A 26,954-nucleotide genomic window follows, 5' to 3' on the forward strand; every position below is an offset into this window, starting at 1 on the left:
CGGGCTCGGATACGTCCAGGTGCGGGGATTCTGCCAACAGGCCGCCCGACGCGCACGAAGCCGCCGTAGATCAGTAGAATCATCACCCGCGGTAAGCCCTCTTACCGCGTGTGATAACGAGCTTGCCGTAATGGCGGTTCTCCGCCAGAGTCCAGCCGGCCGGAGTAGGGGCTTCATTCGTTGACCAGGGCTGACCAGGCGCGGTACTGGATCGGTAAGACCAACGTTGGTCAGGAGGCCGCGCATGTCCCAGGTCAACCTCTACGAAGCCAAAACCCAGCTCTCCCGCCTCGTCGACCGCGCCGCCGCCGGCGAGGAGATCATCATCGCCAAGGGCGGCCGCCCGCTGGCCCGCCTGGTGCCGCTGGCGGTTCGGACCCAGCCGCGCGAGCTCGGCTTCCTCGGCGACGAGGTCTGGGTCGGGCCCGACTTCGACGCGCCGCTCCCCGACGATCTGGCGAGCGCTTTCGATGGCAAGGATCCGTGAGGCTGCTCCTCGACACTCAGATCCTCATCTGGGCCGTCACCGACACCGCGCGCCTGCCCGCGGCTGTCGCGGCTGCCGTCGCGGCACCCGGCAACGAGGTCCTGGTCAGCGCGGCCTCCGTCTGGGAAATCTCCATCAAGGCCGCGCTCGGGCGGCTGCGTTTCCCGCTCGAGCGGATCGACGCGATCCTCGAGCGGGCCGGGATGGAGCACCTGCCGATCCGGGCCGCCCACGGGGTCGCCGCCGGTGCCCTGCCGCGGCACCACGGTGACCCGTTTGACCGCATGCTCGTCGCGCAGGCGCGGGTGGAGGACCTCACCCTGGTCAGCACCGATGCCGTCCTGTCCGCCTATGGCGCCCGCCTCTTCGGGGTGGAGCCGGCGCGATGAGTGAGGCGCCGGCCTCCGTGGCGGTCCGGGAGCCCGCCATCGCCCCGATGCCGACCGCCGTTGCGACGGAGGCCCTCGCCGCGGCGAAGGCCTATGCCCGCGACGCCCTGGCGCCCGAGACGCTGCGCGCCTACGCGACCGACTGGGCCCACTTCACCGCCTGGTGCCAGGCGGCCGGCTGCGCGCCGCTGCCGGCTGAGCCAGCGGCCGTCGCCGCCTATCTCGCCGCCCAGGCGCCGCTCTATGGCCGCTCCGCCCTCGAGCGCCGGCTCGCCGCCATCGGCCATGCCCATCGGCTGCGCGGGCTCGACTGGTCCGCCGGCCATCCCGCCATCCGCACCACGCTGCGCGGCATCTTCCGAACCCATGGCAGTCGCAGGCGCCAGGCGGCCGCGCTGACCTCGGCCGAGCTGAAGAAGCTCGTCGCCGCCTGCGGTGGCGACCTCGCCGGCCTGCGCGACCGGGCGCTGCTGCTGCTGGGCTTTGCCGGGGCGCTGCGCCGCTCCGAACTGGTCGCGGTCGAGCGTGAACATCTGCGCTTCACCGAGGCGGGGCTGCGGCTGCTGATCCCCACCTCCAAGACCGACGGAGAGGGCAGGGGGGTCGAGCTCGGCATCACCCGCGGCAAGCGCCCGGAGACCTGCCCGGTGCGCGCCCTCGAGGCCTGGCTCGAGATCTCCGACTGCCGCTATGGCCCGGTGTTTCGCAAGATCGACCGCTGGGGCACCATCGAGCACCGGGCGCTGGGCGGCGATGCCGTGCGCGCCATCCTCCTGAAGCGGGCCGCCGCCGCCCGCATCACCGCGGAGAGCGGCGAGCGCCTGTCGCCGCACGGGCTGCGCGCTGGCTTCGTCACCGAGGCCTACATGGCCGGCGCCCGCGACGAGCAGGTGATGGACCACACCCGCCACCGCGACCTCAAGACCATGCGTGGCTATGTCCGGCGCGCGAAGCTGGTGACGGAGAGCGCCACCAGGCTGCTTGACCTTTGAGCGCGGCACACGCCGGGGAGGGGGCGGCCGAGCCCGGAGCACCTGCCGACACGGACTGGCTCTACCACCACCTCCGGGTCACGGGCGCGCCGGAGACGGTGGCGCTGTTCCGGGCCGCTGCCGCCGGTGCGGGGGTGATCCCCTGGACCCATGACCACGGCGACGCGGCCGAGCGCTGGTTCCATATGCTGCTCGCCCCGCCGCCACCGGCCCGCCGCACCATCAGCCTGGAGGGCGCGCGGATCCTCGCCGGCCAGCTCCGCGATGCGGTGGAGGCGCGGGGCCGGCTGGTGGCGGAGCGGGCGCCGCAGAGCCAGGCCTGCCCGCTCGACCTGCACCGGCTGCTGCCGGTGCCTGACCGCCTGCTGCGGCTCGGACCGGACCACCGCGACAGCCGCACCTGGCTCTGGTCGCACTGGGGCACGACCGAGGCGCTGCGCGGCCCGGTGGAGCTGCCGATCGGCGGGCGGGGCGGCGCGCGCCGGCGCGACCCGGGCCTGTTCTGGGCCGGGTTCTGGTCCGCTGACTGGACCCCCTGGCCGGCGCTGCTGGCGCTGCGCGCCCGCTGGCCAGGCCTGCGCCTCGACCTGCGGCCACTCTACGATGGCCCCTGACGACGGCGCCTTGCTCCTCGACGCGCTCCGGCACGGCGAGCTGGACAACTCCGGCGCGCCGGAGTTGCGGCTTGGCACCTATGAGGGCCCGCTCGACCTGCTGCTCGAGCTGGCCCGGGCGCAGCGGGTCGACCTCGCTGCCATCTCCGTCGTGGAACTGGCCGAGGCCTTCGGCGCGGCGGTGGAGCGCGCCATCGCGGGCCGGCGGGTGCCGCTGTCGCAAATGGCAGACTGGATGGTCATGGCCGCCTGGCTGCTGCTGCTCCGCTCGCGGCTACTGCTGCCACCGGGATCGGAGGCGGACCGCGCGGCGCAGGCGGAGGCGGCCGCGCTGCGGCGGCGGCTGGCCGACCGCGCGGCGGTGCACGCGATGGCGAGCTGGCTCGAGCGGCGGCCGCAGCTGGGCCGGGAGATCTTCGGGCAGGGGGCGCCGGCACCGGAGCCGCAGCCGATGCCGCTTGCCGACATCACCGAGCTGCTGCGCGCCTGCCTGCGGCTGATCGCCCTGCCGATGCGCCAGCGCGTCTACCGGCCGAACCCGCCGCCGCTCTGGCGCGTGCCGGACGCGCTGGCGAGGATCCGCGGCATGCTGGCCACGCTGCCCGGGCAGGGCGCGCCGCTCGCCCACTTCGTCCCGCGCAGCGGCAACAGGGCGCGCACGCCCCTGCAGCAGCGGGCGGCTCTGGCCAGCACGCTTGTGGCTGCGCTGGAACTTGGCCGTGACAGCGTGCTCACCCTTGAACAGACGAATGCTTTCCAAGAGATTCGCCTTCATGGTGCCGCGAGCGGATCAGGAATTGGGGCACCCGGACCACCGAACGCCGGGACCTCGCGCCACGTCGTACCATCGACAGATGCCGAAGTGGCGTGACGTGCCAATGCCGAGTGAACCCGCCGCACGCGGACAAGCTTCAGCCACGCCTCGCGGGCCAACACGCCCAACTTCCGCGGAACAGCACCTTCGAGGTCTTCAGGTCCTGCAAAGAGGACAATGCCGGTGCCTCTCGCATGCGTTGCGATACCGTACCTAATCCTGCGGAGGCAGCCCTGCTGTGAAGGGCGGGTCGCGCAGACATTGGGTGAACACCTGCGTCGGGCTGGACAATCATGCGCGCGCACTGGTCCAGGAAGGCCAGGGTCAGGCGGTCCTCCCGTTCCGCGACGGCGGAGAAGCCCGGAAACTGAGGTAGATCGGCAAGTCCGAGAATCTGGACCGGCCGCAAGGCAGCAAAGCTACCGACAGAGGCAATGCCATCGCGGATTTCGGCAACCGGCAGCGCCAGGCGGCGTCCCTGTGGACTTCTGGCCCTCACCACTGCCGTCATGGCCGCCCAGTTCGGCCGCACGTCGCCTTGGCGCGCTGCGGGCCGTGTCAGAAGACCTCAACCCCGGGATTGCGCGCGGCCTGGCCTTCGCATTCCCGGTCAAGGCGCTCGCTTGCCACGCTGCCACTGCCGGGGGCGGGCCTTTTCGGCGCCGCCGCTAAGCCGCTTCCGTTTCCGGCTGAGGTCTTCGAGCTTCGATGGACATGGACAAGATGGCCCTGGCCTTCCGGCCTCTGCTCACTTCCACGGACACGCGTCGTGGAGCACGGTGGCATCCTCGCCATGTAGCCGACGACATGCTTGGGCTTCGGCTCGCCTGAAGGAAATTTGCCATGAGCTTCATGCAGCGCTTTGTAATCGGGCTTTGCCTGTTGCTGAGCAGTCCGGCCATGGCGCAAAATCTGCGCATCGGGATCCAGGCGCCGCCCAGCACGCTGGACCCGCACTGGCTCCTGAACCTGGCGAATACTGGCGCCCTGAGGAACATCTACGACACGCTGGTGGCCCGCGACGACCAGATGCGCCTTCGTCCGGGCTTGGCCGAATCCTGGCGCGTGGTGAACGACACCACCTGGGAGTTCAAGCTGCGTCCCAACGTGCGTTTCCACGACGGCGCGCCGCTGACCTCGGCCGATGTCGTAGCCTCGTTCCAGCGGGTGCCGAACGTGCCGGGCAACCCCAACCCCTATACGATCTACCTCTCCGGCGTGACGGCCGTGGAACCGGTCGATGATCTGACCTTCAACATCCGCACTGCCGGGCCGCTGCCAGCCCTGCCGACCAACCTGACGCAGATCTTCATCGTGCCGCGATCCGTGGCGCAGAAGGACAATCCGGAATTCAACTCCGGCGAGGCCGCGATCGGCACCGGCCCGTTTCGCCTGGCAAGCTGGTCCACCAACGCCCCGCTGGTGCTGCGGCGCAACGAATCCTGGTGGGGCGGCGCGGTGCCGTGGGAGACGGTCAGCATGATGCCGATCCCGAACGACACGGCCCGCGTCGCGGCCCTGCTCGCCGGAGATGTCGAGTTCATCAACAACGTCCCGCTGCAGGACGCGTCGCGCATCGCCTCCGATCGCCGCGTCGCGCTGTTCGCCAGCCCGTCCATCTACGCGGTCAACATCTACCTGGATGTGGAGCGTCCGAACCCTCCGGGCGTGGAAGCGGACGGCCAGAATCCGATGCGCGATGTCCGGGTGCGGCGCGCCATGTCGCTGGCGCTGAACCGCGACGGCATCGCGCGGCAGATCATGGAGGGCCACGCCGATTCCATCGACCAGCCCGTGCCGCCCTTCATCTTTGGCGCCATCCCGGACCGAACCGTGCCGAGCCAGGACCTCAATGGGGCAAGGGCCCTGCTGGCGGAGGCGGGGTTCCCACAGGGCTTCGGGCTGAACCTGTTCTGCTCGCCGAGTCGTACGCCGCGAATCTGCCAGGCGATCGCCGCGGCCTGGACGCGCATCGGTATCCGCACCACGGTCGAGGTGGTGCCGCAGGCAACCTTCCTGACCCGCCGCAACCGGCGGGACTACGGCGCCTTCGTCACCGTCTTCGGGTCCCTGACGGGCGAGACGTCCTATCTGCTCGGCTCACAGCTGCATTCCGTGGGCACGGTGCCGGGGCTCGGGTCGCTGAACTTCACCGGGCTTGGCAGGCCGGAGACGGATGCGCTCATCCAGCGTGCCCGCGCGACGCTGGATGACGCGGAGCGCGCGCGCCAGCTTCGCAGCCTGGTGCAGCACACCGTGGATGAAAGCCTGATCATCGGCGTCGCACTGCTGCGGTCGGTGAATGCAGGGCAGGCCAGGCTGGCCTTCCGGCCGCGAGCGGACGAGGAGGTGCAGGCGGTCACGATCACGCCGCGCTGACCCTCGGCGAGCGCGGGTGCCGACGCGGAAGCATGGCGCCGGCCCGATGCAGGTTGCCAGCGTGCCGCGCGCGCCTGCATCCTCAGGGTTCATTTCCCGCGAGGCCTGAGCGTGCAGCGAACCACCATCCTGATCTCCTCCCCGTTGGAGGAGGAACATGTGGCGCGCATACGCGCCATGGATCCGAAGCGGCTGGAGGTGCTGTTCGAGCCAGGCCTGCTGCCGCCGACCCGATACCGGAACGACCATGGCGGAGCTCCATTCCAGCGTGATGCGGAGCAGGCGCAGCGCTGGGATGCGCTGATCCGGCGCGCAACCGTATCCTGGGATATTCCAAAGGCGCAGGATCTCGCGAAGATGGATGGGCTGCGTTGGATCCAGGCCACCAGCACCGGCGTCGGCCAGCACGTCCGGCGGCTGGGCCTGCACGACCGCGACGTGCTGGTGACCACGGCCCGCGGATCGCACGCGCAGCCGCTGGCCGAGTTCGTCTTCATGTCATTGCTCAGCCATTGGCGCGGCCTGTCCCACCTGCAGGCGGAGCAGCGGGCGCATCGCTGGGAGCGTTACTGCCAGCCGCCGGTGGCGGGCCGTACCCTGGTGATCCTGGGCGCCGGCGACCTGGCGCGCGGCTCGGCGCGCCTCGCCAAGGCGTTGGACATGCATGTGATCGCCATCGCCCGCGAGCCGTCGAAGGCTCGCGCGCATGATGACCTGTTCGATGAGATCGTCCCGCCAGGCGCCCTGCACGCGGCGCTCGGTCGGGCCGATGCGGTGCTGCTGACGGTGCCGCATACGCCGGAGACGGAGCGCGTGATCGACGCGGCGGCGATTGCGGCGATGCGCCCCGGCATTGCCTTTGTGAACATCGCCCGCGGCCAGATCGTCGACGAAGACGCGCTGATCGGCGCGCTGCGGACCGGCCATATCGGCTTCGCTGCGCTGGATGTGACCCTGGTGGAGCCGCTGCCATCGGACAGCCCCCTCTGGGACCTGCCGAACGTCCTGATCAGCCCGCATTCCGCCAGCACGGTGCTCGAGGAGAACGAACGGATCGTTGAGATATTCCTGCACAACCTGGAGTGCTGGTTGGATGGCCGGCAGGCCGACATGCGGAACGTGTTGGACAAGGCGCTGATGTACTAAATGAGGTGATCCCGTTCGTCGGGGGCGCGTCCGGACTTGCGCCGTGGCTGCACCCGCTTGGGCCGCCTGTCCCTCCGCGCGAAAGGACCAGGAATTCAGCCGGAAGGTGGCCTGCCATCACCTTCGGCCATGTCCGGCGCCGCATCTGCGCGCAAGAAGCGGAGGGTCACCTGCAGGCCGCTCTCGGGCGAGGAGCTGACATGCAGCCGGGCCCCGGCATTGTGCCGCAGCGACTGCACGATCAGGGCGCCGAGCCGCCCCGAGGTGGGCCAACTGGTACCTGCCGGCAGGCCGACACCATCATCGGCAATCAAGACCTTGCAGCCCTCGGGATCAACCAGGCTGTGCAGCGTGATCGTGCCGCCGGCGCGTCCGACGAAGGCATGCTTCAGCGCATTCGTCAGTACCTCGTTCACCACGAGCCCGGCCGGCATCGCCACATTGATCGAGACCGGCCAGCTATCGACCTTGAGGTCCAGCCGAATCCCTTCCACGGCATGCGCCTGCATAACGGCGGAGGCGACCTGGCTGAGATATGTCCCCAGATCCACGCTCTCACCGGTCTTGTCTGGAGCAAGCGAGCGATAGAGCAGCGCCAGCGCGCTGACCCGGCCGGCCAGGCGACTGAAGGACGCCCCGGTTTCATCATCCGGCGCATTCCGGCTCTCCAGCCGGATCAGCGCGGTGATCATCTGGAGGTTGTTCTTTACGCGATGTTGCAGTTCGCGCAGCAGTACGTCCTTTTCCTGGACGCGCTTCTCAAAGGCTTCGAGGTTGCTCCGGCTCTGCGGGTTGACTGCGGCCAGCGCCACGAGCCGAAACAGGGCAGCGCCATTCTCGTCGTGGATGATGTTCGACCAGGCGTCGAGGGCGGTTCCGTCCTCTTCCCCGCCCGACACCATGCGGAAGATGCCGATATGGTCCTCACCTGCCGTGATCGCGTCGCTGAGCTGCCGGTCGTCATCCGTGGCACTGGCGATAGCCTTCATGTCGCTCCAGGGGCGACCCAACAGCTCATCCGGCCGCAGCTTGGACAGCCGCTCGAATTCAAGATTGGCATAGGTGACACGCTCCCGTGGCTGCAACTCGGCCACGGCGATCGCGAAGGGAATGTTGTCGAGAAACTGCTTGAACCGATCGCTGTCGAGCGCCGCGGCGAGGTTCGGACTGCTGAACAGCTCGTTCAGCGGCCGGGTCATGTCGTCGTCGGCTGTCATGGGAAGCCCCCAAGGTGATCGGCAAGGTCGTGAATCTGAGGCAGCCGAACTGAATAGACGTAGACGGACAGGGCAGCAATCGACAGGCGGGTCATGCCGCCAGGCTGAAAGGGCTTGCGGCGAGACCTAGCGGAAAGGCTCCGCTACACCGGCCTGAACGGCCGGCTGCGGGGGCAGCGAGCTTGCGGGCTTGATCGAGAAAAGGGCCCAGGCTGACGCGGCGCTGAACCTCGCCGATGGGCGCTGGCGCCATGGCAACCGCTTCGACCAGGTCTGCGGCGCCATTGCCGAAGTGCAGGACACGCATGGTCATGCGGCGCGCATGCCGGGCGAAACGCTCTGGCAGGTCACCGCCTATGTCCGGGACCTGGAACGCAACGCCCCCCGATGCGGCGGCGCCAGGAGCTGGACCAGAAGCGCGAGCCAGGAGCGGGGGGATGAGGCGCGCCCTGCGGACGGTTGCGAGCCCGGCGCTGCTCCTGCTGGCAGCCGCCTGCGGCGGCGGGCCGCAATCCGCGCTCGATCCCGCCGGCGACCACGGGTTTCGCCCTCGCTGCCGTCGTGCCGCTCTGCCTCGCCACGCAGGGCGCGGGCTGGACGCTCGCCGGCACGCCGCCGCCCGACGTGGCCTTCGGCCTGGCCTTCATCCTGGTGCTGCTGGCCAGCGAATGGCCAAACCGCCGGCTGGCGAAGCGGGCGGAGGTACGGGACCTCCCCGCCATGCGCCGCGGGATGCTGCTGATGACGGCGATCGGCCCGCTGCTGATCGGCATCCGCGTGCTCGAGCTGATGCACCTCAACGTGCGCTGGTACGACAGCGCCTACGGCTCGACGATCTGGCTGCTGATGGTGCTGCACACCATCCAAGCCGCTTGTCCGGCTTGAAGGCGGGCCACTCCACAGCGCAGTCCGGGTGCTGATCGCTTTCCGCCCCGCTCGCGGCAGCCTCCGCGTGGCCGCCAGCGGTCAGGAGCGCAGGGCCTCCCCGGCTGCGTAGCGGCGCGAGGCGTCCACCAGGTCTGCCACCACACCAACCTCAGCGGCGTCGCGCGGGGCGTAGACCATCACGATCTGGCGCGACACGGTCGGAACGCCCGCCAGCGGGTGGGGCTCCGCCCAGCCGGCGCGCATGGCATCCTCCCGCAGGCCCGGCGGCAGCGTCAGGTGCAGGCTGCCATCCGCACCCGGATGCACATGGGCAAATTCGCGTCCGAGCAGGAACGCCTCCTCCGGCCCGCCCGCGGCGGCGGCGGGCAGGTGGAAGCCGAGGGTGCGCGGCGGCGCGCGGTGGCTCGGCGCCACCTCCACGCCCGGCATGGCGCGCAGACGCTCCATCAGGCCCTCGATCACGGATCGGTCCGGCTGCTGGTCGAGCTGGCTATGCGGGTTGGTGAGCGTGGTCCGCGGCCGGGGGCTGACGCGAAGGGGGAGGGACATGGTGATCTCCAGTCAGAGGTTCGTTCCGACCGGAAGATGGCGTTGCGTATTCGGGATGGGGAGAGCATGATTACGGGATGGTGCATCCCAAATACGGGACGAAGCTGCCGGACTACGAGGCGCTCGCCCTGTTCCTGCGCGTCGCCGCGCATGATGGCTTCGGGGCGGCCGCCCGCGCCTCCCGGATGCCGAAGAGCACCCTCAGCCGTCGCATCGCCGAGTTCGAAGCCGACCTCGGCACGCCGCTGCTCCGGCGGACGAGCCGGGGCGTTTCGCTGACGGCGGAGGGCGCCGCGCTTGCCGAGGCCTGCCGTGGCGGCTTCGAGGGGCTGGATGCTGCAATCGCTCATGCGGCGCCACGCGACGGAGCGCTGCGCGGCCCCCTCGTCGTCTCGGCGCCACAGGCTTTCGGCGTGGCAGTCGTGGAACCTGCATTGCTCGACCTCGCCGCCCGGCATCCGGCATTGCGCCTCGACCTGCGTCTGGAGGACAGGCGGGCGGATTTCGAGATTGACGGTCTGGACCTCGCCATCCGGATGGGGGAGCTGGACGACAGTGCCCTTGCCGGCCGGCGGCTTTGCCTGGTGGCCCGGGCGGTGGTGGCCTCCCCGGCCTTGCTGGCAGGACGGACGCCGCCGACGCAGCCTGCAGATCTGGCGGCCTTCGCGGCCCTCGCCCCGCGGCAGGGGCCGCTGCGTTGGATGCTGCAGGGCCCCGGCGGCGCCCTCGCCACAATCGAACCCGCCGCGGTGGCTTGCATCAACGATGCGGGCGGGCTGCGCCGTGCCGCGCTGGCCGGGCTGGGCCTCGCCCTGTTGCCGCGGTTCCTGGTGAAGGTGGAACTGCGGGCGGGAACGCTGGTCGAGCCGCTGCCCAGCTGGCAGCCGGCAGCCCTGCCTGCCACAGCCCTGTTCCGGCGGGCCGCCACCGCCGTCCCGGCCGTGCGCGACGCGGTCGATGCCATCGCCCGCCTGGCGGCTTCCGGGAACTTCTGAGCGGCCTACGGCCTGTCGAATGGAGGTTCGGCGTTCAACAAGGCGCCCACCTCCTGGACGACGGGGTCCGCTGGCATCGCCGCACCTATGTCGGCTCGCTGACCGGCACCATCATCCAGGCGATCCCCAAGGCGGGCCCACGCGACGGCGTGATGATGCTGGACGAGACCGACAACATGGGCCGCGGAATCCAGGGGGGATCCTTCCGCCGCGTGGTCGTCATCGCGACCGCATGGAGATCATCGACCTCAGCGGCTGCACGGAGGCGGAGACGCAGCAGATCGCGCGGCGCGACCTGCTGCCACGGCAGCGCGGAGCAACAGCGGCCGAGGCGGCGTTCCAGGACGCGGGTGACAGCGCCGGCCCTTGCGCCTCCAGGTCGGCGGCCAAGGCGCTGCAACCTGTCCTGCGACGAGCCTGGATTGTCAGGTCGCGGGATCGACCCCACTCGCCAAATAGGCGGCCTTCGCTCGTTCTCCGTTCAGCGCCCTGAGGAATGCCTCCGCAGCGGCGCGGTTCGGCGACTGCGTCATCATCGCGGCGGAGAACGAGGAAACCTGTTGCAACTCCTCCGGGAACTTCCCGACCACCTCGATGCCGGGGACGACCATCAACTCACTCACCTGCTGCACGGCAAGATCCGCCTCCCCGGTCACCAGCTTCTCGGCGGTGAATCCGGCCGGAATCACCGTGGCACGGCTGCGCACGGCATCGGCGATGCCAAGGCGGTCGATCACCGTCTCGAGGTGGATGCCACTGGCCCCCGCGCGCGAATAGGCGACGGAGCGTGCCTGCAGCAGGGCCGCCTTGAACGCCTCCACCGTTTCGATTGCCGGATGCGGCGCACCACCTGCCACGGCAAGACCGAGGCGGGAATGCGCCACCTCCACCCGTGTCGCCGGATCGACCTTGCCCTGCTCGACCAGCTCATCCATCGAGGCCTTGATCAGCACGAGAATGTCGGCCTGCTCACCGGCGGCGACCTTGGTCATGATCAGCGTGGTCGGCACCCAGTCGACCACCACCCTGTTGCCGGTGTTCGCTTCGTAGTCAGACACGATGCCGCCCTCGAAGGCACCGCGTACGGCGAGCCCGGACAGGATCCGAAGCGTCGCGCCCGATAGATTGGCCATGGGTTCTGCATCTCCTCCGATGGGTATAGTCTGACCCGGTACCCGCCCGGCGGTCTGCCAGCAACAAGGTCCTCCCATGCCCTGCCGCATCGTGCTCCTTCACGCAACTCCCGTCGCCATGCAGCCGATCCAGTCCGCCTTTGCCGAACGCTGGCCGGAGGCGGAAACGGTCAACCTGCTGGATGATGGCCTCTCCCTCGACCGTGCGCGCGAATCGGAGCTGACCGAGGCGATGATCGAGCGTTTCGTCGCCTTCGGAACCTATGGCCACCGCATGGGCGCGGATGGCATCCTGGTGACCTGCTCCGCCTTCGGCCCGGCGATCGACCGCATGATCGAGGCGCTTCCCATCCCGGTGCTCAAGCCGAACGAGGCGATGTTCCAGGCGGCGATCGCCCAGGGCGGACGCGTCGGCATGCTGGCGACCTTCGGGCCATCAGTCGGCACGATGACGGAGGAATTCGATGAATTCGTCGCCCGCAGCGGCCGGCCGGCGAGCCTGACCACCGTGCTGGTGGCGGATGCCATGGACCTGCTGAAGAAGGGCGACGCGGATTCACACAACCGCCTGGTCGCCGAGCGCGCGCCGGAGCTTGCCGGGTACGACGCCATCATGCTCGCCCACTTCTCAACCTCCCGCGCCGCGGCGGCGGTCCGCAGGGTGGTGGACGTCCCGGTGCTGACGGCGCCCGATGCGGCGGTGCTGCGCATGCGGGAGATGATCGAGGCCCGCGCGGGAAGCTGACGGGTCCGCCGGTCAGGCTTGTCATCTCCCGAGCGAGGTGTCAGCCGATCTCCCTGGCCAGGCGCAGCGCCAGCGCAACCAGGTGCCGCACCGGGTTGGCGGCCGCGGAGAACGGCATGACGGACATGTCGCACACGTAGAGTCCTCGCCCTTGCTCGCCACGCACCTCGAGGTCTTCGCCCACGACGCCGGGGGTGAACTCCTGGTCGTGGCGCGCCTTGCTCGGCATGCGCAGCGACCCGACCGCGTGGTGGACCGTGCCCCAGCCAAAGCCGTGGCCGTTCTGGCCCATCGTCTCCCACGGCGTCGCGGGGACGCCGTTGTTGTCGAACGTCCCGATGACCCTGCGCGCCATCCCGTTGAGGAGGTCGAAGATCTCCTGGTCTGTCCGCTCCGGCCAACCAGCCAGGGCGGGGAAGCGGTTCCTGCGCAGGTGGTCCGTGTGGCTCTGGTTCCGGAAGCGGATCTCGGGGACGTAGCCCAGGTGGTCGGCCGGGAGGATCGCGTTGTCCGGGTCCAGCGGATTGCCGAAGCTGAACTTGATCTCAAGGGAAGGGGGCCCCGGTGCGGGAAACGGTTCGCTGGGCGCGGACGGGTCGTTCTCCCGCAGGTGCCAGTATTCGTGGTTGACGTTCATCTCGATGTTGAAGGGATAGCGCACCGCCGCGCCGTCTCCCGGCAGCCCCCGGCTGTAGAGGATGATCTTGGCCGATATGCCCCGCGGGATCTCGAGGCCCGAGATATGCGTGGCCTGGCTGTGGAACACGCCCGTGGTCGGGTGGTCGGTCAGCCCAACCCCGATGAGATCCTGCACCGGCTGATCCAGCGTCCGGCCGATGGTGCTGCGCCGCAGGAGCTTGGGGCTCTCGATCGACCCGCCCGCCAGCACCACGGTTCTCGCCCGGAAGAAGCGGGCCTCGCCCGTCAGCGTGTTGCGCGACACCACCTCGAGGCGCCCGTCCGGATCCGGCATCCGGATGACGTCCTCGACGTAGTGGTTCAGCAGCATCTTCAGGCCAGTTGGCTCCGCGCCGGAATTGTGATCGCCGGAGAGCTTGAGCTGGTTCACTAGCAGCTCCGCGGTGTTGAACACCCCCGTCGACTCCCGCGGAAATTCCTTCGCCGCCTCGCCGCTGGCCTGCAGGTAGGGCTGGTCCAGGGCGCGCGGCGTCTGCACGATCTCGAAATCCGCCGCCAGTTCCGTTGCGCGGAGGCGTGCCACGATGCCTTCCGCGATGTCGCCGAGCGTCAGCGACTCGTTCATCTTCTTCCCCGCCTCGTCCAGCAGGCCGCCCTTGAACGCCGCGCGCACCTTGTCGGGGAAGAAGTTCAGTTCCCAGTCCTGCAAGCTCGGGATCAGGCCGGACCAGAAGATGGAGCGGCCGCCCAGGTTCATCTGCGGGAACTCGCCGATGAAGAAGGGGTTGCCGTGATCCCCGCGCTGCGCCGCCTGCCAGAACGTCCGGCAGCCGAAGCGCTTGGCCACCTGGTCGTTGGACAGGCGGGAACAGTTGTAGACGTGGGTCGGGTAGAGGAAGGTGCCGGCCTCCAGCACCAGGATGCGGCGTCCGTCCTGCCGGTCGGCGAGGGCATCCGCCAGCACGCCGCCGCCGATGCCGGAGCCTATGATGATGATGTCGAAGTCGCCGCTGGCGCCGGTGTAGGAGGGGGAGACCCTCTGGAACACGGGGTTCAGGTCGGCGATGAAGTTCGGGAAGGTCCCCGGGGTGAACGTCATCCTGGTGCACTCCGCGCGCGGTGTGATCCCGCCGGCGAGAGGCTACGATTTCAGCGTCGCCTGATGCCACATCCACGTCGACCCGCCTGTCGATGACGTGCACGGGGAGACGCCCCGGCTGCAGACCTCGCCTAGAAGACCAGCAGTTCCCGCGCCGCAGCGAGCGTTCGGCGGGCGCCAACCATGTGGAGCGAGTTGAGCCAGCGTTGCAGTGGCACGACGAAGGCCGGCTGCGTGCCGAGGTCGCCGAACACCGCCTCGACCGAGAGCAGAGGGCCGGGGTCCGGCCCGCCCTCCAGCGCCCGCTGCCGCAGCAGCGGTGCCAGCGCGTGCCGCAGCAGGATCGGCTGGCCGGCCTCGTCCTCTCCGGCCGCGCAACGCATCCAGGCGGCGACCGCAAGCGCCAGCAGGTCCACCGGCAGGCCGTCGCGCAGGCGGTCGCGGAGTGGGTCGAGCAGGATGGTCGGCGACCCATCCGCCACGATGCGGGCGGGGGTGTCGCGGATGGCGGGATTGGCGAAGCGCGCGACCAGGCTTCGCTTGTAGGCCTCGAGGTCCACGCCTGGTACCGGCGGGACGGTCGGGCCGGTCTCGCGGTCCATCACCGCCCGCATCAGCGCCGCCAGGTCGGCATCCGCCAGGCAGTCCGAGACATGCGCATGGCCAAGAAGACGCCCGAGGCCCGCCACCGTGTGATGGCTGGCGTTCAGCAGGCGCAGCTTCATGAATTCATAGGGCCCGACATCCGGGACGAGTTGCGCGCCCACCTCCTCCCATGCCGGGCGACCGCCCGCGAACCGGTCCTCGATCACCCATTGGCGGAAGGACTCGCAGGGCACCGGCCAGCGGTCGCGCAGGCCGTGCCGCGCTGCCAGCCCCTGCCGGTCCTCCTCCGTCGTGCCGGGCGTGATGCGGTCCACCATGGTGGAGGGAAAAGCGGCTTCGGCCGATATCCAGCGCGCCAGCGCCGGGTCGCGCATCTCCGCGAAGGCCAGCACGGCGTCGCGCAGCACCCGGCCATTGTGCTGGATGTTGTCGCAGGACATCGCCGTGAAGGCGGCCGCGCCGGCATCGCGGCGGCGGCGCAGCGCCTCCACGATCAGGCCGATCGCGGAGCCCGGCGCCTGCGGTGCGGCGAGGTCCGCGCGGATCGCCGGGTTCTGCGGGTCGAGCTGCTTCGTCGCGCGGTCGACGCAGTAGCCGTTCTCGGTCACCGTCAGGCTGACGATGCGGACGGCAGGCGCGTCCATCGCGCGCAGCAGGGCGGCGGGGGAGGATGCGGCGTCGATCAGGCCGGCCAGCGAGCCGATGACCGTCGCGCGTTCATCGCCGTCACCGCGTTCGAGCAGCGTGTAGAGGCCATCCTGCGGTGCCAGTGCCTCGATGATCCCGCGATCCGTCGGCATCAGGCCGGCGCCGAGGATGCCCCAGGACAGCGCGTCGTCGCGCCGTTCCATCAGGTCGTGCGTGTAGCGGGCCATGTGGGCGCGGTGGAAGTTGCCTGGGCCGACATGCACGATGCCGGCGCGCACCGCGGCCGGGTCGTAGGACGGGGTCTGCACCGCGGGCGGCACGGCCCGCAGCGTCGCGCGGCTGAGTTCGATCACGCTGTCCTCCATGGCCTTTCAGGCGACCAAGACCTCTGCCCCCGCCGCGCGCAGCGCCCGGCCAGTCGCGGCCGGTGCGGCGGCATCCGTGACCACCATGGCACCGCGCCCGGGGCGGGCCACGCGGCAAGGCGCGGCGCGGCGGAATTTCGTGGCATCCGCCACCACGAGGAGGCGCCCGGCGCCCGCGAGCATGGCCCGCGCCACCGCCACCTCGTCCTCGTGGTAGTCGAGCAGCCAACCATCCGCGCCGATGGCGCCGACGCCGGTGAGCAGGGCGTCGCAGCGCCAGCGGCCGGCCATTTCGGCCGTCGTCGTGCCGGTCAGCCCGCCATTCCGCGCCTGCCAGGCGCCGCCCAGCAGGTGCACCTTCATCCCCGGCGCTGCGCCGAGGATGCGGGCCGCCGCGCTGCTGTTGGTGACCACGAGCAGGTCGCGATGCGTCGCGGCCAGGGCCGCAGCCGTCGCCTCCACCGTCGTGCCGAGGGTCAGGAACACCGACGATCCATCCGGCACCAGCGCGGCCGCGGCCTGCGCGATCCGTGCCTTCGCGGCGCTGTTCTCCACGTGGCGCACGGCATAGTCGGTGTTGGCGATGGAGGAGGGCAGGCTGGCGCCGCCATGGTGGCGACGCAGCACGCCCTTGCCGGCCAGTTCCGACAGGTCGCGCCGGATGGTCTGGGGCGTGACGGACAGGCCGACCGCCAGTTCCTCGATGCCTGCATAGCCGCCGCGGCGGCGCAGCGTGTCGAGGATTCCTGCATGCCGGCTGTCGGCGCCCATCCCTGCGCGTCCTTCACCTGGGTCTCGTTCCGTCCGCGGAAATCTGAGTGCGAAAACGAAAATCCACTTGCGGAATCCAACATAGGGCGTCTTCAATCCGGTCTGCAACATGGCGCAGCACGCGCCGACCACAACAAGGCGCAGCACGCGCCATGATCACCGCGGTCCACCGCGGGATGGGGAGAACGGCCATGAAGCGGCGTGAGCTCATCGGTGGCGCCTTGTCGATCGCAACGGCTGCCGGAACGGCCCCGGCGCGCGCCCAGACCAGCGCCTTCGACTGGCGCCGGCAGGACGGCCAGACCATCAACCTGATGTTCAACAACCACCCCTGGTCACAGGCGATGCGCGAGCTGGTGGCGGAGTTCACCGCCCGCACCGGCATCCGCACCCGGATCGAGATCTTCAACGAGGAGCAGTTCCGCGCCCGCCTGACCACCTTCATGCAGGGCCGTTCCGCCGACCTCGACGTCTTCATGACCCTTGCGAGCCGGGAGGGACCGGTGTTTCGCCGCGCCGGCTGGTATGCCGACCTGGCGCCGCTGCTCGCGGACCCGTCGCTCACCGCGCCCGACTACGACGCGGCCGACTTCTCCGCCTCCATCCAGGGCGCCAACACCTTCGACGGGCATGTGGTCGCGGTGCCGATCAACCAGGAAGGCCCGCTGTTCTACTGGCGAAAGGACGTGTTCGAGCGGCTGGGCATCGCCGAGCCTCGCTTCCTGGAGGACATCCCGGCAGCTGCCGCGGCCATCAAGGCGGGTGATACCAGCATCATCCCCTGGTCCGCGCGCGGCCTGCGCACGGCCATCCCCTACGCCTTCATCGGCTTCGTCAACAACCTCGGCGGCTCCGTCGCCACGGCCGATGGCAAGCCTGGCATGTCGCAGCCCGGCAGCATCCGCGGGCTGGAGATGTATGCGAACCTGCTGAAGGACTACGGGCCGCCGGGCGCGCTGAACCACACCTTCACCCAGGTGATCGAGCTGCTGGGCTCCGGCCGCGTCGCGATGGTGCACGAAAGCAGCAACGAATTCGCCAACATCATGCGCTTCCCGGGCCGCGCCAACGACCTCGGCGTGAAGGTGCTGCCGCCGGGTCGGGACAGCGGTATCTCGAAGCCCGCCGCGATCGGCTGGGGCATCTCGATCTCCAGCCATTCGCGCCGCCAGCCCGCGGCCTGGACCTTCCTGCAATGGGCGACGTCGAAGGACACGCAGGCCAAGCTGGTCTCGGCCGGCGTCGCGCCGCCGCGCGCCTCGGTCTTCCGCGGCCCGGCCTTCGAGGCCTGGGCGGCGGAACAGCCGATCCGCCGCGCCTGGGCCGATGCGCTGGTGCAGCTGGGCCGGGAGGGCACCGGCGTGTTCCAGCCGCCGACCGACCGCATCCCGGAAGCGCGCGAGAAGATCGGCGACGCCGTGCAGCAGGTCATCCTCGGCCGTGCAACGCCGGCCGAGGCGGCCCGCACGGCGGATGCAGAGCTTGCGAAGCTCCAGTAGGCGCGGGTCCTCCTATCGCTGGATGGTGGCGCCCGCGTTGATCTTCGCGGGCGTCATGATCGTCTTTCCGTTCGGCTACGCGGTGTGGCTGTCGCTGTCCGAGGTGGCGCTCGGCCAGGCGCCGCGCCTGAACAGCGGCGCCAACTATGCGCGCTTGGTCGCCGATGCCGATTTCTGGAACGGGCTGCGGCTGACCCTGACGCTCTACGTCGTCTCCCTCGCGGCACAACTCGTCATCGGCACCTGGCTCGGGTTGCTGCTGGCGCGGTCGCGCCGCGCGCGCGGCCTGGTGCGGACCATCCTGGTCTCGCCCTTCATGCTGCCGCCGGTGGTGATCGGGATGATGGCGATCGTCATCCTCGACCCCTCCTTCGGCATCGCCAACTGGATCCTGATGCAGATCGGCCTGCCGCCGCGCCTGTGGCTGGCGGACCCGGACACCGTGATCCTGACGGTCGCCGCCATCGACACCTGGCAATGGACGCCCTTCGTCGCGCTGATCGTCATGGGCGGCTACCTGTCGCTGCCCGCGGAGGTGTTCGAGGCGGCGGAGGTGGATGGTGCGCAGGGCTGGCAGCGCTTCCGGCGCATCACCCTGCCGCTGCTCGGCCCGACGCTGGTCACCGCCGCGGTGCTGCGCAGCGTGGATCTGCTGCGCTTCTTCGACGTGATCTACATCACGACACAGGGCGGCCCCGGCACGGCCAGCACCACGCTGAACATCCTGGCGTATCGCCGTGGGTTCGAGTTCTTCGACATCGGCTATGCCAGCGCCATCATGGTCACGCTCTCGGCCATCGTCTTCGCCTCCGTCCTCGCCTTCGCGCGGCTGCGCCGGGCCGTGACATGGTAGGGCGGCGGTTCTGGCGCGCGGCCGATACCGCATCCCTGGTCCTGGTGCTGGCGGTGCTGGTGGCGCCGGTCGCCTGGGTGGTGCTCAGCGCCTTCAAGACGCGGACGGAGGTGGCGGCGCTGCCGCCGAAACTGCTCTTCACGCCGACGCTGGAGAACTTCGTCGAACTGTTCGGCCGTGGCGACTTCCTGGACTACACCTGGAACAGCTTCGTCGTGGCGGGTGGCTCCGCCCTGCTCGGCCTGGCACTCGGGTTCCCGGCCGCCTTCGCCATGGCCTGGCACCGCATGACCTGGCCGGCGACCGCCACGCTGTTCGCCCGCATGGCGCCCGGAACGCTGTTCCTGCTGCCCTGGCTGATCATGTTCACCGAGGTCGGGCTGACCGGCACGCGGACCGTGCTGGTGCTGACCCATGCCGTCATCACCCTGCCGGTCACCATCTGGGTGCTGCTGCCCTACCTCGAGGGCGTGCCGCGCGAACTGGTGGAAAGCGCGCATATCGACGGCGCGCGGCAGGACCAGGTGCTGCGCCTGGTGGTGCTGCCGCTGGTGGTGCCGGGCATCGTGGTGGCGGCGATCCTGTCCTTCGTCTTCTCCTGGAACTACTTCCTGTTCGCACTGGTCCTGTCGGGCATCGAGAGCAAGACGGCGATCGTGGCCAGCTTCAATTTCGTGGGCGAGGGCGTGACCAACTGGGGCGCGCTGATGGCCGCCGCCGTGGTGATCGCAACCCCTCCGCTGGTCCTGACCATGTTGATCCAGCGCCGCCTCGTCGGCGGGCTTGCGGCGGGAGCGGTGAAGGGATGAGGGCTGCGCGGTTCCACGGCGAGGGCCGGATCACGGTGGAGGAGGCGGCCGAGCCCGCCCCGTCGGCGGGCGAGGTCACGGTGCGCGTCGTCGCTTGTGCCCTGTGCGGCAGCGATCTGCGCCCGCTGCGGCGCGGCTGGCCTTTCGCGCCGGGCCATGAGATCGCCGGCCGGGTGGACCAGCCGGGCCATGCGCAGCACGGGCAGCGCGTCGCGGTGTACATCCCGGTCTTCTGCGGTCGCTGCGAGGCCTGCACGCGCGGGCGCACGCATCTGTGCGAGTCCAGCCGCGAACTGGTCGGCTGGCAGCGCCCCGGCGGCTATGCCGAGGCCGTGGCGGTGCCGGAGCGCTGCCTGCTGCCGCTGCCGGACGACGTGCCGGACCATCTCGCCCCGCTGCTGCTCGACACCATCGGTACCACCGCGCATGGGGTCCGCCTCGCCCACCGGCTGGTCCAGGGCGGGCCGGCGCTGGTGCTGGGGGCAGGGCCGATCGGGCTCGGCGCCATCCTGGTGCTGCGCCGGATGGGGTTCGGGCCGATCTCGGTGGTGGACCCGGTGGCCTACCGGTCCGGCTTCGCTGCCACCCTGGGCGCCGCGCCGATATCGCCCGAAGCCGCGGCATCGGGCCGCTACGCCCTGGTGGTCGAGGCGACGGGCAAGGACGCGGCGCGCCAGGTGGCGCTGGAGGCCGTGGGGGTGGAGGGCGTGATCCTGCAACTCGGCGAATCCGATGCCTGGTCGGTCACGGAGACGCGGTCGATCCGGCTGAAGGACTTCTTCCTGCTGCGCTCCTTCTATTTCCCGATCGGCGACTATGCCGCGAACCTCGAATTGCTGCGCGCCGACCGTGCGGATTACGCGCGGCTGGTGGATGACCGTGCCGGGCTGGACGGGCTCGAAGGCCTGTTTGCCGCCTTCGCGCGGGGCGAGAAGCTGAAACCCGTGCTGGCGCCGGGGCGGTGACGGGCAACCGCGGCCGCGTGGTCTGTGTCGGCATCGCCGTGCTGGACCAGGTCTGGGAATTGCCGGCGCTGCCGCCGGGACCGGGGAAGTACCTGTCGCACGGGTTCCGGGAGACGGGTGGCGGCATGGCGGCCACCGCGGCGGTCGCCATCGCCGCACTGGGCGGCGCCGCGCTGTGGCATGGCCGGCTGGGCAAGGACGGGCCGGGCGCCACGCTGCTCGCGCTGCTGCGGAGCCGCGGCGTGGAGGTGGTGGATGTGACGCCGGCGCCGGGCGGGCGCACGCCCATCTCCGGGGTGCTGGTGGATGCGGAAGGCGAGCGTGTGCTGGCGGTTTTTCCCGGCGACGGGCTGCCGGAGGCGTCGGCGCTGGCGGAAACACGGCTCGATGGCGCCGGTGCCGTCCTGGCCGATCCGCGCTGGCCGGCTGGGGCGGAGCGGCTGCTTCGCATGGCCGGTGCACGTGGCCTGCCGCGGGTGCTGGACGCCGATGTCGCGGCCGCCGGCACCATCGCGGAGCTGGCGCCGTTCACCGACCACCTCATCTTCTCGCAGCGCGGCCTGGCCGAGTTCACCGGCACCGATGACCCCGCTGCGGGCCTTGCCGCGGCCGCCACGCGCCTCCGCAGCCTGCCGGCCTGCGGCGCGCGCGGATCACTTGCGGTGACGCTCGGCGCACGCGGCAGCCTGTGGTGGCGGGACGGCGGCCCGGCAGCCCTGGCCGCGCCGCGCATCGCAGCCCGCGACACCACCGGCTGTGGTGATGTGTTCCACGGCGCCTTCGCGCTGGCGCTGGCCGAGGCGCGCGAGGTGCAGGGCGCCGCCCGCTTCGCCACGGCCGCGGCGGCGCTGAAGGCGCAGCGTGGCGCGGGGTGGCAGGGCATGCCGGACCGCGCCACCGTGGAGGCGCTGCTTGGTGAGGGTTGGACATGACGCCGACGCAGCCATGCGTCCGGCCGGGACAGGAGAGCACGATGATGAAGACCGCCCGGGGGATCGACCTCAGCGCCCTGGCCCGCCCTTCCGGCGCCTTCGCCATGCTGGCGGTGGACCAGCGGGAAGGCCTGCGCGCGATGCTGGCCGAACATCAGGATGGGCCGGTGAGCGACCGGACGATGTCGGACTTCAAGATGGCCGCCTTGCGTGCGCTGACCCCGCATGCCTCCGCCGCGCTGCTGGACCGGGAGCTTGCCTGGGACCGCGCCATTGCCGAGCACGCGGTGGCGCCGGGCTGTGCCCTGATCGCCGCCGCGGATGTGCTGGTGCCCGGACCCGGGGAACTAGTGGCCGATTCCCGCATCGACGAGGCGGTGGTGCCGGCGAAGGTCCGTGCCGATGGCGCCGTGGCGCTGAAGCTGTTGGTGATCTGGCGGCCGGACGAGCCGGCCGAGCCGCGCGTCGCGCTGGTCGATGACTTTATCGCTCGCTGCCGCGCCGCCGGCCTCGCCAGCATCGTCGAGCCGGTCTGCCGCAAGCCGCGCGACGGCCGCGCCTGGAACCCGGCCGAGGGCATCCTGCCGGCCGCAAGGGAACTCGGCGATCGCGGCGCCGACATCTACAAGGCCGAGATGCCGCTGTTCGGCAAGGGCGCGGAGGCGGAGGTGCGGCGGGCCTGCGCGGAGCTGACCCGCACCGTGAACGGGCCGTGGGTGGTGCTGTCCTCGGGCGTCGCGCCGGACGACTTCCCGCAGGCGGTCGAATGGGCCTGCCGCGAGGGCGCATCAGGCTTTCTGGCGGGGCGAGCAGTCTGGCGCACCGTCATCGGGCGCCCCGATGTCGAGGCCGCGCTCCGGGAGGATGCCGTTCCGCGCCTGCAGCGCCTGGTCGAGGTCGTGGACCGGGTCGCCGGCGGGTTCAGCCCCGGGGCCCGGCCCCGGACGCCGCACGATTGAGCGGCAGACCCAGCGTCACCGCCCAGCACGCCACGAGCATGATCGCGGACCCGGCCAGGCAGGCCGCGAGCCCGCCCCAGCCATACAGCAGCCCCGAGAGCAGGGTTCCGCCGAAGCGGCCGGCGGCATTGGCGGCATAGTAGAAGCCGACATCCTCCGCCGCCTTCTCCGACCCGGCATAGGCCAGCACGAGGTAGGAGTGGACGGAGGAGTTCACCGCGAAGACGAAGCCGAACACCGCCAGCCCCGCGGCCACCACCAGGTCCGGCCGAGGCACCTCCACGAGGAGCGCGCCGGTCAGCGCCACGGGCACCAGCGCCAGCAGCAGCGACCACAGCCGCGCGGCGGGAACCTCCGTGGTCAGCCCGTCGGCGCTGCGTCGTACCAGCGCCGGCGCGGCCGCCTGCACGACGCCGTAGCCGATGGTCCACAGCGCCAGGAACCCGCCCACCATGGCGAAGCTCCAGCCGGCGGCATACAGGAACACCGGCAGGCCGACCACGAACCACACGTCGCGCGCGCCGAACAGGAAGACGCGCGCCGCCGCCAGCAGGTTCACGCCGCGGTTCTTGGCGAACAGCTCCCGCGTCGTCCGCGAGGCCTTCGCCTTGCCCATCAGCGGCGGCAGGGCGAGCACCACGCCGGCCAGGATCACCGCCAGCCCCGCCGCCATGGCCCACAGCGCGCCGCGGAAGCCCAGCCCCTCCAGCAGCAGCCCGCCCAGGAAGAAGCCGAGGCCCTTCATTGCGTTCTTGCTGCCGGTGAAGAAGGCCACCCAGCGGAACAGCCGGCCGGAGGCCTCGCCGGCGGTCAGCTTGATCGCGGATTTGCTCGCCGTCTTGGTCAGGTCCTTGGCGACGCCGCAGACGCCCTGCGCCGCCACGACCCAGGCGACCGAGGCCACCGCCGTCCAGCCAGGCGACATCGCCGACAGCATCAGGAAACCCAGGATCTGCGTGGCGAGGCCCACCGCCAGCATCCGCGCGATGCCGAAGCGCACGGCGAGCCAACCGCCGACCAGGTTCGCGCCGATGCCCGCGGCCTCGTACAGCAGGAACAGGAAGGCGAGCGTGAAGGGGGAGTAGCCGAGCCGGAAGAAATGCAGCAGCACCAGCATGCGCAGCGCGCCATCGGTCAGCGTGAAGCCCCAATAGGCGGCGGTGACGATGGCGTAGTTGCGCGTGCCGGAGCCGGAGGGCGCGAGCGCGCTGCCGCTCAAATCCCGGCCTCCGCCATGTGGCAGGCAAGATCCACCATGCGGCAGGCATAGCCCATCTCGTTGTCGTACCAGGCGTAGACCTTGAGCAGCGTGCCGTCGGTCACCAGGGTGCTCGGCGCGTCGATGATGGAACTGCGGGTGTCGCGGGCGTAATCGACGCTGACCAGCGGCCGCGTCTCATACCCGAGAATGCCGGCGAGGGGGCCGGCGGCTGCGGCAGCGAACAGCGCGTTGACCTCCTGGGCGCTGGTCTCGCGCCGCATCTCGAAGACGCAGTCGGTGAGGGAGGCGTTCAGCACCGGCGCGCGCACGGCGTGACCGTCCAGCTTGCCGCGCAGCTCCGGGTAGATCAGCGCGATGGCCGTGGCGCTGCCTGTCGTCGTCGGTTGCAGGCTCAGCATGGCCGACCTTGCGCGCCGAAGATCCTTGTGCGGGGCGTCGACCACGACGTTGGTGTTGGTCGGGTCGTGAATGGTGGTGATCTGGCCGTGCCGGATGCCGATCGCCTCATGCACCACTTTCACCACCGGGGCGAGGCAATTGGTGGTGCAGGAGGCGGCGGTGACGATCGGGTGCCGCGCCGGGTCGTACAGGTGGTGATTGACGCCCACCACGACATTCAGGACGCCGTCGAACTTCACCGGTGCCGCGACGATGACGCGCTTCGCACCGCGCGCCAGATGGCCTTCCAGCGTGGCGGGGTCGAGGAACTTCCCGGTGCAGTCCAGCACCACGTCGACGCCAAGATCGCCCCAAGGGATGTCGGTCGGCCTCGCATGTTCGGAAAAGCCCAGGCGGCGCTCGCCGATGCGGATGGCGTCGCCCTGCGCCGCGATGGGGGCGCGCCAGCGGCCCTGCACGCTGTCGAATTCCAGCAGATGGGCGCAGGCGGCCGCGCCGCCCTTGATCTCGTTGAGGTGCACGACCTCCAGCCGATTGCCGGCGCGCGGATCCTCGGGCTGGCGCTCGGCCGCACCCATCGCCGCGCGGAGTGCGAGCCGCCCGATGCGACCCATGCCGGAGATGCCGACTCTCATATTTGTGTCCTCAGACTTGGTCATCAGGCGCGCGCCAGCCCCTGCGGCTGCGCCAGTTCGTCGAGCCGCGCCTTCAGCGCCATCCGGTCCAGGGTGCCAAAGGGCAGGCTGGCGAAGATGGACAGGCGGCGGTGCAGCGCGGCGTAGAGTTCGTTGAGCAGCGTCGCGCGTTCCGGGGGACTGCCGCTGAACTTCGCGGGGTCGGGCAGCGGCCAGGCGGCGGTGATCACGGTCTCGCCAAAATCCGGGCACGCCTGGCCGGCCAGCGTGTCACACAGCGCCACGACGAAATCCATTCGCGGCGCATCGGGCCCGGTGAAGGCGTCCCAGGATTTCGAGCGCAGCGCGGAGACCTCGTGGCCGAGCGCCTTCAACTGCTGCAGCACCTCCGGCAGGGGGCCGTCCTGCGACGGGTCCGATCCGGCGGAGAAGGCACGGAAGCGGCCTTCGCCGATCCGGCCGAGGATCGCCTCGGCCATGATCGAGCGGGCGGAGTTGCGGGTGCAGAGGAACAGCACGTTGAACACGGGCGGCTGCATGTGGCCGGTCTCCCTTCTTGTGTCGAACAGACGGTTGAGGTCGCCGCAGCGGTCCGGCTCGCCGCCGCAGCAGGCCTCGGCGAGGAAGCCGACCAGGGCGCGGAGCGCGGCAATCTGCGGGGCGTAGACCAGGCTTCGCCCATGCCGCGTGGCGGCGACCAGGCCGGCCTGTTCCAGGGCGCGGAGGTGGAAGGACAGGGTCGAGGCCGGCACGCCGAGGCGCACCGCAATGTCGCCGGCGGCGAGACCCGAGGGGCCGGCGGCGAGCAGGGCACGCATGAGGTCGAGCCGGGTTTCCTGCCCCAGCGCCATGAATCCCGAGGCGGCCTGTCCCACATCCATGCTTCCAGCATAGTCGAAGGAACGCGATATCGGCGTGAAGCTTGCATGACGGCTTCAGCCGTTCGGCTCAGGGCAGGACGCTCCGCATCTCATGCAGCAGGCCCTAGGATACCTCCTACAGCGCCCCGGTCAGCGGGTGCCCTTCGAACAGGTCACCGAACTCGAGGTACTCACCCAACGTATCGAACCGCTTGTGGCGCCCAAGGCGCTTGAGCTGTGCGGGGTGGGCGCCGCGGCTCATGCCGGTGGTGAGCGCGCCACGCTTGAGGCTGTGGCCGCCAAAGGCCGCGGGATCGAAGCCGGCCGCCGCGGCGCGAGCCTGGACGATGTCGCCGACCGATTGCGGCGACAGCGGCGCGGTGCCGAGCCGGGCCGGGGCAGCGGGCTTGCCCGGCCGTGCCGGCCCTGGCGCCCAGAGGCGGCGGAACAGCGGCCCGGCCTCGATGGCCGCCGCGAGGCGCCAGTTGCGGATGGCGCGCACCGGGCAGAGTTCGGTGCTGCCATAGGGCAGGGGGATGCGCACGGCCGCCGCCTGGCTGCCCTTGCTCTGCGGAAGTTCCAGCACCAGGCCGCGTTCGGTCGGCGACAGGCGTTCGACCCGGATGGCGGCGATCTCGGCGCGGCGCAGGGCCCCGGCAAAGCCCACGATGAGCAGGGCGCGGTCGCGCAGTCCGCGCAGGTCCTCGGGGATCGGCGCCAGCAGTTGCCGCAGGATCGCGTCGGTGGCGGCTGCGACCTTCCGGGGGGTTTCGCCGGCGGCGGCGGCGGCACGGGAAATGCCGGCCAGGGTCTGGGCGACGCGGAGGTCGTCGGTGGGCGTCGGCAGGCCCGCGGCGCGATGCAGGTAGCGCAACGCGGCGCGGCGTAGCACCAGGGTCGGCGCGGCCAGGCCGCGGGCGCGTTCGCCGGCCAGGAATGCGGCCACGTCGGCGGCGTCGGCCGGAAGCGCCGGGCGGTCATGCGCCTGGCACCAGGCGCACCAGGCGCGCACGGCGGAACGGTAGGCGCTGCGGGTGTTTTCGGCGGTGGCCAGGCGCCGAAAGGTTTCCGCGGCCGCCTGGTCGCCGGCCAGCGTGCCGTCCGAGATCGGGGCGACGGCCTCGGCCGCGGCGTCGAACCAGCGTGCCACGGTGGCTGGGGTGGCGCCGAGCGGGGCCGCGGTCTGCTTCGGGTTGCGGGCGGGGAGGATGAGGGCGTCCAAGTGGCGTCTCCGACTGGCAGCTACAGCACTGATATAAAACGGAACCACTACTACCCACAAGACGCATTATGGGTAATAGGCACGTCGGAACAGGCGGGGAGGGGGCGCTTCGCCGTGGCTGAA

General features: G+C 70.6%; 26 protein-coding genes. 16 read left to right on the forward strand and 10 right to left on the reverse strand.

Annotated elements, in window-relative coordinates; translation table 11 throughout:
* The first annotated feature begins 244 nt into the window (after positions 1-244).
* The 7 genes from ACFHPP_RS12000 to ACFHPP_RS12030 all read left to right on the forward strand — a co-directional run bounded on the left by ACFHPP_RS12000 (position 245) and on the right by ACFHPP_RS12030 (position 6,821).
* Positions 245-487, forward strand: a complete 243-nt coding sequence (locus tag ACFHPP_RS12000) for a type II toxin-antitoxin system Phd/YefM family antitoxin (protein ID WP_437163477.1) — start codon at positions 245-247, stop codon at positions 485-487.
* Positions 484-876 (forward strand): type II toxin-antitoxin system VapC family toxin, encoded by a 393-nt coding sequence (locus ACFHPP_RS12005; RefSeq protein WP_437163478.1) that lies wholly within the window; start codon positions 484-486, stop codon positions 874-876. Before ACFHPP_RS12000 ends, ACFHPP_RS12005 begins: the two co-directional genes overlap by 4 nt.
* Entirely contained in the window at positions 873-1,868 is a 996-nt protein-coding gene (locus ACFHPP_RS12010; RefSeq protein WP_437163479.1) for a tyrosine-type recombinase/integrase, read from the forward strand. Before ACFHPP_RS12005 ends, ACFHPP_RS12010 begins: the two co-directional genes overlap by 4 nt.
* Positions 1,865-2,482, forward strand: a complete 618-nt coding sequence (locus ACFHPP_RS12015) for a hypothetical protein (RefSeq protein ID WP_437163480.1) — start codon at positions 1,865-1,867, stop codon at positions 2,480-2,482. The genes ACFHPP_RS12010 and ACFHPP_RS12015 overlap by 4 nt, the downstream gene beginning before the upstream one ends.
* Entirely contained in the window at positions 2,472-3,353 is an 882-nt protein-coding gene (locus ACFHPP_RS12020) for a segregation and condensation protein A (RefSeq protein ID WP_437163481.1), read from the forward strand. The genes ACFHPP_RS12015 and ACFHPP_RS12020 overlap by 11 nt, the downstream gene beginning before the upstream one ends.
* Before the next feature lie 786 nt (positions 3,354-4,139).
* The gene (locus ACFHPP_RS12025) at positions 4,140-5,675 is read left to right on the forward strand and encodes an ABC transporter substrate-binding protein (protein WP_437163482.1); all 1,536 of its coding nucleotides are present in this window, start codon (positions 4,140-4,142) and stop codon (positions 5,673-5,675) included.
* A 111-nt stretch (positions 5,676-5,786) separates the two neighbouring features.
* Entirely contained in the window at positions 5,787-6,821 is a 1,035-nt protein-coding gene (locus ACFHPP_RS12030; RefSeq protein ID WP_437163483.1) for a D-2-hydroxyacid dehydrogenase, read from the forward strand.
* Positions 6,822-6,916: 95 nt separating this feature from the next.
* Here the strand turns inward: ACFHPP_RS12030 and ACFHPP_RS12035 are convergent, their stop codons facing one another.
* The gene (locus tag ACFHPP_RS12035) at positions 6,917-8,038 is read right to left on the reverse strand and encodes a sensor histidine kinase (protein ID WP_437163484.1); all 1,122 of its coding nucleotides are present in this window, start codon (positions 8,036-8,038) and stop codon (positions 6,917-6,919) included.
* A 561-nt stretch (positions 8,039-8,599) separates the two neighbouring features.
* Between ACFHPP_RS12035 and ACFHPP_RS12040 the strand changes: the two genes are divergently transcribed.
* A complete protein-coding gene (locus ACFHPP_RS12040) occupies positions 8,600-8,923 on the forward strand; it encodes a hypothetical protein (RefSeq protein ID WP_437163485.1) in 324 nt (107 codons plus the stop codon).
* Positions 8,924-9,004: 81 nt separating this feature from the next.
* Here ACFHPP_RS12040 and ACFHPP_RS12045 read toward each other — a convergent pair whose 3' ends face one another.
* Positions 9,005-9,475 (reverse strand): luciferase domain-containing protein, encoded by a 471-nt coding sequence (locus tag ACFHPP_RS12045; RefSeq protein WP_437163486.1) that lies wholly within the window; start codon positions 9,473-9,475, stop codon positions 9,005-9,007.
* 77 nt (positions 9,476-9,552) lie between these two features.
* Here ACFHPP_RS12045 and ACFHPP_RS12050 point away from each other — a divergent pair, with 77 nt between their 5' ends.
* Positions 9,553-10,470: a LysR family transcriptional regulator gene (locus ACFHPP_RS12050; protein WP_437163487.1), complete on the forward strand. Its 918-nt coding sequence runs from the start codon at positions 9,553-9,555 to the stop codon at positions 10,468-10,470.
* Positions 10,471-10,895: 425 nt separating this feature from the next.
* On the opposite strand, the gene ACFHPP_RS12055 is transcribed toward ACFHPP_RS12050, so the two are convergent.
* Entirely contained in the window at positions 10,896-11,693 is a 798-nt protein-coding gene (locus ACFHPP_RS12055) for a molybdate ABC transporter substrate-binding protein (RefSeq protein WP_437163488.1), read from the reverse strand.
* Positions 11,694-11,721: 28 nt separating this feature from the next.
* Between ACFHPP_RS12055 and ACFHPP_RS12060 the strand changes: the two genes are divergently transcribed.
* Positions 11,722-12,348 carry an aspartate/glutamate racemase family protein gene (locus ACFHPP_RS12060; protein ID WP_437163489.1) on the forward strand — a complete coding sequence of 209 codons (627 nt, stop codon included), beginning with the start codon at positions 11,722-11,724 and terminating at the stop codon, positions 12,346-12,348.
* Between the two features lie 40 nt (positions 12,349-12,388).
* Here the strand turns inward: ACFHPP_RS12060 and ACFHPP_RS12065 are convergent, their stop codons facing one another.
* From ACFHPP_RS12065 to ACFHPP_RS12075, 3 genes are all read right to left on the reverse strand, one after another.
* Positions 12,389-14,086, reverse strand: a complete 1,698-nt coding sequence (locus tag ACFHPP_RS12065; RefSeq protein WP_437163490.1) for a GMC oxidoreductase — start codon at positions 14,084-14,086, stop codon at positions 12,389-12,391.
* A gap of 131 nt (positions 14,087-14,217) precedes the next feature.
* Positions 14,218-15,693, reverse strand: a complete 1,476-nt coding sequence (locus ACFHPP_RS12070) for a mannitol dehydrogenase family protein (RefSeq protein ID WP_437163491.1) — start codon at positions 15,691-15,693, stop codon at positions 14,218-14,220.
* An 18-nt stretch (positions 15,694-15,711) separates the two neighbouring features.
* Positions 15,712-16,476: a DeoR/GlpR family DNA-binding transcription regulator gene (locus tag ACFHPP_RS12075; RefSeq protein ID WP_437163492.1), complete on the reverse strand. Its 765-nt coding sequence runs from the start codon at positions 16,474-16,476 to the stop codon at positions 15,712-15,714.
* Between the two features lie 191 nt (positions 16,477-16,667).
* On the opposite strand from ACFHPP_RS12075, the gene ACFHPP_RS12080 reads away from it, so the two are divergent.
* Genes ACFHPP_RS12080 through ACFHPP_RS12105 form a run of 6 tightly spaced genes read left to right on the forward strand, consistent with a single transcriptional unit; the run spans position 16,668 to position 22,493 of the window.
* Positions 16,668-17,975 carry an ABC transporter substrate-binding protein gene (locus ACFHPP_RS12080; protein ID WP_437163493.1) on the forward strand — a complete coding sequence of 436 codons (1,308 nt, stop codon included), beginning with the start codon at positions 16,668-16,670 and terminating at the stop codon, positions 17,973-17,975.
* The gene (locus ACFHPP_RS12085; RefSeq protein WP_437163494.1) at positions 17,950-18,828 is read left to right on the forward strand and encodes a carbohydrate ABC transporter permease; all 879 of its coding nucleotides are present in this window, start codon (positions 17,950-17,952) and stop codon (positions 18,826-18,828) included. Before ACFHPP_RS12080 ends, ACFHPP_RS12085 begins: the two co-directional genes overlap by 26 nt.
* On the forward strand, positions 18,822-19,637 hold the full coding sequence (locus tag ACFHPP_RS12090) for a carbohydrate ABC transporter permease (protein WP_437163495.1): 816 nt from the start codon (positions 18,822-18,824) through the stop codon (positions 19,635-19,637). The genes ACFHPP_RS12085 and ACFHPP_RS12090 overlap by 7 nt, the downstream gene beginning before the upstream one ends.
* Positions 19,634-20,602 carry an alcohol dehydrogenase catalytic domain-containing protein gene (locus ACFHPP_RS12095; protein ID WP_437163496.1) on the forward strand — a complete coding sequence of 323 codons (969 nt, stop codon included), beginning with the start codon at positions 19,634-19,636 and terminating at the stop codon, positions 20,600-20,602. The genes ACFHPP_RS12090 and ACFHPP_RS12095 overlap by 4 nt, the downstream gene beginning before the upstream one ends.
* Positions 20,599-21,534: a PfkB family carbohydrate kinase gene (locus tag ACFHPP_RS12100; RefSeq protein WP_437163497.1), complete on the forward strand. Its 936-nt coding sequence runs from the start codon at positions 20,599-20,601 to the stop codon at positions 21,532-21,534. The genes ACFHPP_RS12095 and ACFHPP_RS12100 overlap by 4 nt, the downstream gene beginning before the upstream one ends.
* 41 nt (positions 21,535-21,575) lie before the next feature.
* Positions 21,576-22,493, forward strand: a complete 918-nt coding sequence (locus ACFHPP_RS12105; RefSeq protein WP_437163498.1) for an aldolase — start codon at positions 21,576-21,578, stop codon at positions 22,491-22,493.
* On the opposite strand, the gene arsJ is transcribed toward ACFHPP_RS12105, so the two are convergent.
* The 4 genes from arsJ to ACFHPP_RS12125 all read right to left on the reverse strand — a co-directional run bounded on the left by arsJ (position 22,456) and on the right by ACFHPP_RS12125 (position 26,831).
* Entirely contained in the window at positions 22,456-23,712 is a 1,257-nt protein-coding gene (arsJ, locus tag ACFHPP_RS12110) for an organoarsenical effux MFS transporter ArsJ (protein ID WP_437163499.1), read from the reverse strand. The genes ACFHPP_RS12105 and arsJ overlap by 38 nt on opposite strands.
* The gene (locus tag ACFHPP_RS12115; protein ID WP_437163500.1) at positions 23,709-24,749 is read right to left on the reverse strand and encodes an ArsJ-associated glyceraldehyde-3-phosphate dehydrogenase; all 1,041 of its coding nucleotides are present in this window, start codon (positions 24,747-24,749) and stop codon (positions 23,709-23,711) included. Before ACFHPP_RS12115 ends, arsJ begins: the two co-directional genes overlap by 4 nt.
* Before the next feature lie 23 nt (positions 24,750-24,772).
* Positions 24,773-25,630: a metalloregulator ArsR/SmtB family transcription factor gene (locus ACFHPP_RS12120; RefSeq protein WP_437163501.1), complete on the reverse strand. Its 858-nt coding sequence runs from the start codon at positions 25,628-25,630 to the stop codon at positions 24,773-24,775.
* Between the two features lie 115 nt (positions 25,631-25,745).
* Positions 25,746-26,831: a site-specific integrase gene (locus ACFHPP_RS12125; RefSeq protein ID WP_437163502.1), complete on the reverse strand. Its 1,086-nt coding sequence runs from the start codon at positions 26,829-26,831 to the stop codon at positions 25,746-25,748.
* Positions 26,832-26,954 lie beyond the last annotated feature (123 nt).

This window comes from Falsiroseomonas sp. E2-1-a20 (assembly GCF_051433195.1).
GTDB lineage: Bacteria > Pseudomonadota > Alphaproteobacteria > Acetobacterales > Acetobacteraceae > Falsiroseomonas.